At 68.5% G+C, this 8,222-nt stretch carries 6 protein-coding genes; 1 reads left to right on the top strand and 5 read right to left on the bottom strand.

Going from position 1 to position 8,222, the window contains the following annotated elements:
- Positions 1 to 223 precede the first annotated feature (223 nt).
- The gene (locus A5698_RS06555; protein ID WP_068294663.1) at positions 224 to 1,498 is read left to right on the top strand and encodes a pyridoxal phosphate-dependent aminotransferase; all 1,275 of its coding nucleotides are present in this window, start codon (positions 224 to 226) and stop codon (positions 1,496 to 1,498) included.
- Between the two features lie 16 nt (positions 1,499 to 1,514).
- On the opposite strand, the gene A5698_RS06550 is transcribed toward A5698_RS06555, so the two are convergent.
- The 5 genes from A5698_RS06550 to A5698_RS06530 form a co-directional block, all read right to left on the bottom strand.
- Positions 1,515 to 2,258: a maleylpyruvate isomerase family mycothiol-dependent enzyme gene (locus A5698_RS06550; protein WP_068294660.1), complete on the bottom strand. Its 744-nt coding sequence runs from the start codon at positions 2,256 to 2,258 to the stop codon at positions 1,515 to 1,517.
- Between the two features lie 88 nt (positions 2,259 to 2,346).
- On the bottom strand, positions 2,347 to 3,657 hold the full coding sequence (locus A5698_RS06545) for a cytochrome P450 (protein ID WP_068294666.1): 1,311 nt from the start codon (positions 3,655 to 3,657) through the stop codon (positions 2,347 to 2,349).
- Between the two features lie 46 nt (positions 3,658 to 3,703).
- A complete protein-coding gene (locus A5698_RS06540; protein ID WP_068294657.1) occupies positions 3,704 to 5,038 on the bottom strand; it encodes a UDP-glucose dehydrogenase family protein in 1,335 nt (444 codons plus the stop codon).
- 77 nt (positions 5,039 to 5,115) lie between these two features.
- On the bottom strand, positions 5,116 to 6,684 hold the full coding sequence (locus tag A5698_RS06535) for a DUF7159 family protein (protein ID WP_231967317.1): 1,569 nt from the start codon (positions 6,682 to 6,684) through the stop codon (positions 5,116 to 5,118).
- A gap of 237 nt (positions 6,685 to 6,921) precedes the next feature.
- Positions 6,922 to 8,222: ammonium transporter (locus tag A5698_RS06530; RefSeq protein ID WP_068294651.1), on the bottom strand; the 1,301-nt coding region annotated here is incomplete at its 5' end.

Below are 8,222 nucleotides of genomic sequence, written 5' to 3'. Positions count from 1 at the left end.
AGTCGGCCGCGCCGGCCCAGCCCAAACCGGCTGCCGCCCAACCGGAGCCACAGGCCGATGGCGAATCCAGCGCTGCCACTGAGCCTTCCGAGAGCGGCGACGGCGACAAGCCGGAGGCGCCGCCGGTGAAGGGTCTCGGGATCGCCAGGGGAGCACGCCCTCCGGGTAAGCGCTGAGCCGTTGACCGGCGATTTTTGGTTAATCGCTGGACAGAAATGAGAGCATGGAGGTCGTGACCACCCACCACGTGCCGATCCATGCCGCCGGACACGGACCGCGGCCGCGCACGTTCACGCAGTCGTCGAAGCTGCAGGACGTCCTGTACGAGATCCGCGGACCGGTGCACGAGCACGCGTCACGGCTGGAGGCCGAGGGTCACCGCATCCTGAAGCTGAACATCGGCAATCCCGCGCCGTTCGGCTTCGAGGCGCCGGATGTGATCATGCGCGACATCATCCAGGCGCTGCCCTATGCGCAGGGCTACTCCGACTCCAAGGGCATCATGCCGGCCCGTCGCGCGGTGTTCACCCGTTACGAACTCGTCGAGGGGTTCCCGAGATTCGACGTCGAGGACGTTTATCTCGGCAACGGCGCCTCCGAGTTGATCCAGATGACGTTGCAGGCGTTGCTGGACAACGGCGATCAGGTGCTGATCCCTGCGCCGGACTATCCGTTGTGGACCGCGTGCACGTCGTTGGCCGGCGGCACCCCGGTGCACTACCTGTGCGACGAGACGCAGGGTTGGATGCCCGACATCGCCGACCTGGAATCGAAGATCACCGAACGCACCAAGGCGATCGTCGTGATCAATCCGAACAACCCGACCGGCGCGGTGTATACGCGCGAAGTGCTCACGCAGATAGCGGACTTGGCGCGTAAGCACCAGCTGATGCTGCTCGCCGACGAGATCTACGACAAGATCCTCTACGACGGCGCCGAGCACATCGCGATGGCGTCGGTGGCCCCCGACGTACTGACGTTGACCTTCAACGGCTTGTCGAAGGCCTACCGGGTGGCCGGTTACCGGTCGGGCTGGCTCGTGATCACCGGCCCCAAGGAAAATGCGGCGAGCTTCATCGAGGGCATCAGCCTGCTCGCGAACATGCGGTTGTGTCCGAACGTGCCCGCGCAGCACGCGATTCAGGTTGCTCTCGGTGGCTATCAGAGCATCGAAGACCTCGTGCTGCCCGGAGGCCGGCTGCTGGAGCAGCGCGACGTGGCGTGGCAAATGCTCAATGAACTCCCCGGTGTGTCGTGCGTGAAACCCCAAGGCGCCCTTTACGCCTTCCCCCGCCTGGACCCCGAGGTCTACGACATCGCCGACGACGAACAGCTGGTGCTGGACCTGCTGCTGCAGGAGAAGATCCTCGTCACCCAGGGCACCGGGTTCAACTGGCCGACGCCGGATCACCTGCGTATTGTGACGCTGCCGTGGGCCCGCGACCTGGCCAACGCGATCGAACGGCTGGGCAACTTCCTGGCGAGCTACCGGCAGTAGGGGTCACGCGACCGGCCTAGAACCCGGTGCGCTCCAACCACGCCTCCCAGACCGCGGCGTCACCGAAGACCTCGATGCCGAGGTCTGCCGCCGTGCGCCTGCGAGTGATCGCCAGGAGCAGGTCGGTCGCGGTGCCGCGCAGTGCGGCGTCGGCCTTGCTGTGATCGTGCGACCACGAGACGCCCAGTTCGTCGTGGACGATGGTCCACTCGCCCGTGGGCCCGAGCCCGTCGTCGGTGGCGTGCATGTGGATGCTCCTGCGGGGGTCCAGCGCCGGTGGCGGGCCTGCGGCGACCATCAGCTCGACCCATTCGCTGATCGCGTCGGCGGCGAGTTCCGCCGGTGGGGCGTAGTCGGCCCCGAGCGCCAGGGCCGCGTCGGCGTGGTGCACGGTCACCTCGTGCAGCCGACGCCGGATCCACCAGCCCGCCGGGCGCGGGCCGCGGAAGGTCCACACCCTGGTCGCCGCACCGGCCCGTTCGACCGCGTCGACCACCAGCTGCGCACCCTGGTTGAACCAGTCAGCGGCACCCTCGGGCTCGTCGGGTGGTTTACCGTCGCGCACCTCGCGCGGATCCAGCGCGGACATCCGGCGCTCGGCGATGATCTGTGCCGCCCACCGGTTTCCGCGGCCCACGTGGCGGAAGAGCTGTTTGAGCGTCCAGTCGGGACAGGTCGGCACCGGCGTTGAAGGGTCGGCACTGCGGATCAGTTCCCCGAATTCGCGGGTCTGGTCGAGCAGCGCGGCTCGGAAATCCACGCCCCGAACGTACTCAAAACTGGACGCCGAGACCCCCGATCGAGACGATCTCGTTCCCGCGTGTCCGGTTCCGACAGAACAGGCCCGGTCAGGACGGTGAACTGAGCTGAGAGCGCGCGGTTCCCAACGCGATCGGCAGCGACGCCCACCCTCTAAGCACCCGCGTTTCGCGTCGGCTGCCGGCACCGGCCAGCCGTGCCTCGGGGAAGCGCTCGAAGAATGCCCGCAGGCCGACCTCGCCCTCGGCGCGGGCCAGCGCCGCCCCGAGGCAGAAGTGCCTGCCACCGGAGAACGACAGGTGTCGGCCGGCGTTGTCCCGCTCGACGTCCAGGCGGTCGGGGTCGTCGAAGACGTTGGGATCGCGGTTGGCGCCGACGATGTAGACGATCACGGCCCTGCCGCGGGGGATCGGCTGACCCGCGATCTCGGTGTCTTTCGTCGCCCTGCGCGCCGTCAGCTGCACCGGCGGTTCCAGGCGCAGGATCTCCTCCACCGCGGTGGGCCACAGTTCGGGTCGCTGCGCCAGGGTCTCGAGGTGCTCCGGCTTGTCGAGCAGCATCCGGATGCCGTTGCCCAGCAGGTTGACCGTCGTCTCGAATCCGGCGGCGAGCACGAGGCCGGCTGTCGCCATCAGCTCCTGCTGATTGAGCCGGGCGCCTTCGTCGGACGCCGCGATCAGCTGGCTCATCAGGTCGTCGCCCGGATTGCGCCGCAGCCCTTCGAGGTGTCCCGACAGCCACTCGTTGAAGCCCACGACGCTGCGATAGACCGTGCGGTACTGCGGCCAAGTCAGGCCGATGTCGAGGCTTGCCGCACCGCGCTCGCCGAACTCCAGAACCTTGGCCCGGTCCGCGTCGGGCACGCCCAGGATGTCACCGATCACCGCGACCGGCAGTTGAGCGCAGTAGCGGTCGACGATGTCGACGGTTCCGGCGTCGGCGAGTTCGTCGAGCAGCGATTCGGCGGTCTCCTGCACCCGCTCCCGCAGCGCGGACACTGCTCTGGCGGTGAACACCGACGACACCAGCTTGCGGTACCGCGTGTGCTGGGGCGGTTCGACCGCCAGCATCGACGGCGGTTCGAGCGGATGCAGCAGATCGGTCTTGGTGCGGTTGGCCACCCACTGCACCGGCTTGGGCAGATTCGAGCCGATCGGCAGCACCTCGAAATCCTCGGACCGCAACAGGTCGCTGGCGATCCCGTGATCGACGGTCAGGTGCACGATCGCGGCCTCGACCAGCGGTCCCCGGGCGCGCAGTTCCTCGGCGAACGCCACCGGGTCCGCGCGCACCGTCGGATCGGCGATCATCCGCCCCTGCGGATCGCCGCGGCGGGCGAGCAACGTCGAGGCGCCGCGCACGAAGCCGTGCACCGCCAGCCATCGGATCCGGTGGCGGATCGGTCCACCCGGCCGACCCGGACGAATCGGTTCCACGCGGCCGAGCCTACCGACTGTGCGCCGTCGCGCCCCTCCCCAGGCGGTGAACCCGCCAGCCCGCCCGCATCCACCGGTCCGCGTCGAGGCAATTGCGCCCGTCGACAACAACTTTCGCGCGTACGCAACCGGCGAGCCCGGCCGGGTCCAACTCGACGAATTCGCGCCACTCCGTGAGGACCAGCACGGCGTCGGCCCGTTCACACGCCTCGGACACCGACGTCGAATAGTTCAGCGTCGGGAACTGGCGCCGGGAGTTTTCCATCGCCTTCGGGTCGTAGACGTTGACGGTCGCCCCGTTGAGTTGCAGCATCCCGGCCACGTTGAGCGCCGGCGAGTCACGCACGTCGTCGGACTCGGGTTTGAACGCGGCGCCGAGCACTGCGATGTTCGCGCCCAGCAGCGATCCGCCGCACGCGACGGTCGCCAGTTCCACCATTCTGCTGCGCCGACGCATGTTGATCGCGTCCACCTCGCGGAGGAACGTCAACGCATGGTTGGCGCCGAGTTCACCGGCGCGGGCCATGAAGGCGCGAATGTCCTTGGGCAGGCAGCCGCCCCCGAAACCCAATCCCGCGTTCAGAAAGCGGCGGCCGATCCGCGGGTCGTGCCCCAGGGCGTCAGCGAGCAGCGTCACGTCGGCGTCGACGGCCTCGCACACCTCGGAGATCGCATTGATGAACGAGATCTTGGTGGCCAGGAACGCGTTGGCGGACACCTTCACCATTTCGGCGGTCTGCAGGTCGGTGACCAGAAGAGGAACCTGCCGGGCCAGCAGAGGGGCGTACAGTTCGCGGATCGCCGCCTCGGCGGCACTCGAATCCCGTTGCACGCCAAGCACGATTCGGTCCGGATGCAAGGTGTCCTGTACGGCGAAGCCTTCCCGGAGGAATTCGGGGTTCCAGGCGATCTCGATGTCCACACCTGGCGCCAGCCCACGCACCCGGTCCCGGAGTTCGGCGGCGGTGCCGACAGGCACGGTCGACTTGCCGACGATGACCGCCGGCCGGTTCAAGCGCGGTACCAGCGTGTCGACGACGGCGTGGACGTGGCGCAGATCGGCGGCGTACTCCCCTTTCTTCTGCGGCGTCCCGACGGCGAGGAAGTGCAGGTCGGCGAATTCGGCGCCCGCGTCGTAGTCGGTGGTGAATGCCAGCCGGCCGGCGGCGATGTTGTCGTTCAACAGCTTTCGCAGCCCGGGCTCGTAGAACGGGATCTCACCGGAGGTGAGTTTGGCGACCTTGCCGGCGTCGATGTCGACGCCGAGGACGTCGTGACCCAGCTCGGCCATTCCCGCCGCGTGGGTGGCTCCCAGATAACCCGTCCCGAAAACGGTGCACCGCATACCGCATTGATATGCAGCCCGAATGAGCTAACCGCTACGCGACACTGAGCGCCGGGCCAACGGCAGGTTACAAGTGGCTAGCCGGCGCAGATGTTCAACACACAGATGGACACCCCGTCATGACCGGAGGAGCCGCCCCTGTCCCGGGAACCGCTGTCGCTCGGCCCGCTGTCGGGATACCGGCCCGATCCGCTGCCGGGATAATCGTCCGACCCGCCGGGAAAACCACCTGTTCCGGTTTGCCAAGGCGGCGTCCATTTCGGCGGCTTCTGTGGCTTCGGCGGCTTCGGCGGCTTCCATTTCGGAGGCGACGGCGACCATGGCGGATTCCATGAATTTTGCGGCGGGTAGTAATACGGGGGCGGGGCCACCACCGGCGGGACGTACACCGGAACCGGGGCCGGAACCACCGGCGCGGGCGCGACGGGTGCGGGCGCGGGTGGCGGGCCCGCCGGCGGCGGGGCGGGCGCAGGCGCTGCGGGCGCCGGAGGCGGCGACTCGACGTAGACGGTTCGCGGCGCTTGCGGCGCAGGCTGCTGCTGGACCACCGGCACGGGCGCCTTGATGGTCTCGGCCTGCGGAGGCGGCGGCGGCGCCTGAGCCGGCTCTGCCTGCTGCGCAGGTGCGGGCGACGGTGCCGGCGCGACGGTGCTGGGAACGATCGCGCTCTGGCCCGGACTCGGTCGCTGATCGGCCGTGGGCCGGATGCTCACCGCCAACGAAATCACCAGCGCCACCACGCCGACGACGAAGATCGACGCCATCGCGCTGCCGACGAGCAGAAACGGCTTGCGGTCGTCGCCGGCGGCGGGCGTCAGGCCGGTCCCGGGCTCGGCGCCGCCGACGTAGGCGCCGTCACCACCCACGGGCGCCAACTGTGTTTCTGCTGCGGCGAGCCCGGCGTAAACCGAACCCGCGGTGGTGCCGTCGGGGTCTTGTGAGTACGCGAGCCCGACGGTGGACGCCTCCATTGCCGGCGCATTGGCCGCGGCCAGGGCCGCACCGCGGGCGAGCGCCATCTCGGGCTCGTCTGGGGCGTGCACCGGCAGGCTGACCAGATGCTCGAGATGGCTCTTCACCGAGCTGACGTCGACACCCGAGCCGACGACGAACATGCCCTGCGGCGGGTCGTCCTGGGCGTCGACGGCGGCGGCCATGTCCGCGAGCACAGCCATCGCGTCCTGGCTGTGCAGGCTGCTACTGAGCACCTTGACCACGGACCCGTCATCGGTCTGTACCACCGACAGCGTGGCGGTGTCGCGATCGATGAAGAGCAGCGCGGTGGTGTCATAGCCAACCGCGCGCCCGACGGCCTGGGCGAGCGCGCTCGCCGCGTGTCCGTCGGAGACGAGCATGACGTCGTCGATGTCGCGCGCAGCGAGCGCGTCGCGCAGTTGCGAGGCCTCGGCGTGGTCGCTCCAGGTGACGCCGATGGCCTTGAGATCGTGACCGCACGCTTCGGCGCTCTCCTTCGTGCCGAGTACGGCGTCGACCACTTGGGCGGCGGCACCCGACGTTGCTGAACCGTCGCTCCCGCTGACATCGAGGACATCGTGGTCGACGGTGGCCCCGTCGCCCTTCTCGCCTTCCACCAGCACCATGCGGACCGTCACAGGTGTCATCGACACACCCAGTACGATGTCCACTGCCCCTCCAAAAAGTTTGCTATAACCCTTAGTCCGCCGCGCGGCCCCTCTCGCCACACAAGCCACCGACTAGTACTAAATCGTCCCCACCAGCACGGGTGTTACGCCCGAACCCGCATTTGCTGAGAACGATCAGCCGCGGCCAGCTCGACAAGCGGCACGGGGATACCGACGCCGGTATCTAGACCCTACTCGCGTCAACGAGCGAAGGCTCCGCTCTGTTCAATCGGCAGCCGTTCAATCGGCGGCGTTGGTCTCCGCGCGCGACGTATTCTCCGGATCTCCGAGGCCACTCAGCGACGTCCGCCGGGTGGGCACGTGACCGTGCACGCCTTCCGCGTACGCGGTCTCCGCGTGCTGGGTGAAGTCGACGCCGGTGGTCTCGTCTTCGGCGCTGACCCGGAATCCCATCACCCGATCGATCACCTTGGCGATGACGTAGGAGGCGGCGAACGCATAGAGGGCCACGACCACCACCGCCAACGACTGCTTTCCGAGCTGGGTCAGCCCGCCGCCGTAGAGCAGGCCCGACGGGCCCGCGGTCATCACCTCGGTGGCGATCAGTCCGATCAGCAGCACACCGACGACGCCGCCGACGAAGTGCACACCGACCACGTCGAGCGAGTCGTCATACCCCCACCGGAATTTCAGGCCGACCGCGAACGAGCACACCACGCCCGCGGCGGTGCCCACGATGAACGCGCCGAGGGTGTTGACCGTCCCGCACGACGGCGTGATGGCGACCAGCCCGGCCACCACACCGGAGGCGGCGCCGAACGTGGTGGGCTTGCCGTCGCGAATTCGCTCGACGGTGATCCAGCCGAGCATGCCCAGACAACCGGCCACCAAGGTGTTGAGGAACACCGCGGCCGCGGTCCCGTTGGCGCCCAGCGCCGAACCGGCGTTGAACCCGAACCAGCCGAACCAGAGCAGGCCCGCACCGAGCAACACGAACGGCAGGTTGTGCGGGCGCATGGCGTCCTTCTTGAAGCCGATGCGCGGTCCGAGCACCAGCGCCAGCGCTAAAGCCGATGCGCCCGAGACGATTTCGACGACAAGCCCGCCGGCGTAATCCAGCACGCCGAGGTCGAACAGCCAGCCGCCCGGACCCCACACCCAATGCGCCACCACCGCATACACCGCCACGGTCCACACCGGGACGAACACCATCCACGCGGCGAACCGGGCCCGGTCGGCGATCGCGCCGCTGACGAGCGCGGCCGTGACGATCGCGAAGGTGAGCTGGAAGGTGGCGAACAGCAGCTCGGGGACGTTGCCGTGCAGGGTCGTCGGGTTGATGCCGAGCATCCCGATGTGGCGCAGGTTGCCGAAGAGACCGCCACCCGCGTCGTCGGAGAAGGCCACGCTGTAACCGGCCAACAGCCACGCGACCGTGCACAACGGGATCGAGATGAAGCACATCATGATCATGTTGAGCACGCCGGTGGTGCGGACCATGCCGCCGTAGAAGATCGCCAGGCCGGGCGTCATCAACAGCACCATCGCCGTCGCCGCCAGTAGCCAGGCCGTCGCGGCTG

This window comes from Mycobacterium sp. E136 (assembly GCF_001666865.1).
Taxonomy (GTDB): Bacteria; Actinomycetota; Actinomycetes; order Mycobacteriales; family Mycobacteriaceae; genus Mycobacterium.
Note: the sequence above shows the minus strand (reverse complement) of the source record. Positions and strands in the feature narration are given on the sequence as shown.

Bases quoted from the DNA above. Each gene is read 5' to 3' on its own strand.
- A5698_RS06555 (WP_068294663.1), top strand. From the start codon at position 224: ATGGAGGTCGTGACCACCCACCACGTGCCGATCCATGCCGCCGGACAC.
- A5698_RS06540 (WP_068294657.1), bottom strand. From the start codon at position 5,038: ATGCGGTGCACCGTTTTCGGGACGGGTTATCTGGGAGCCACCCACGCG.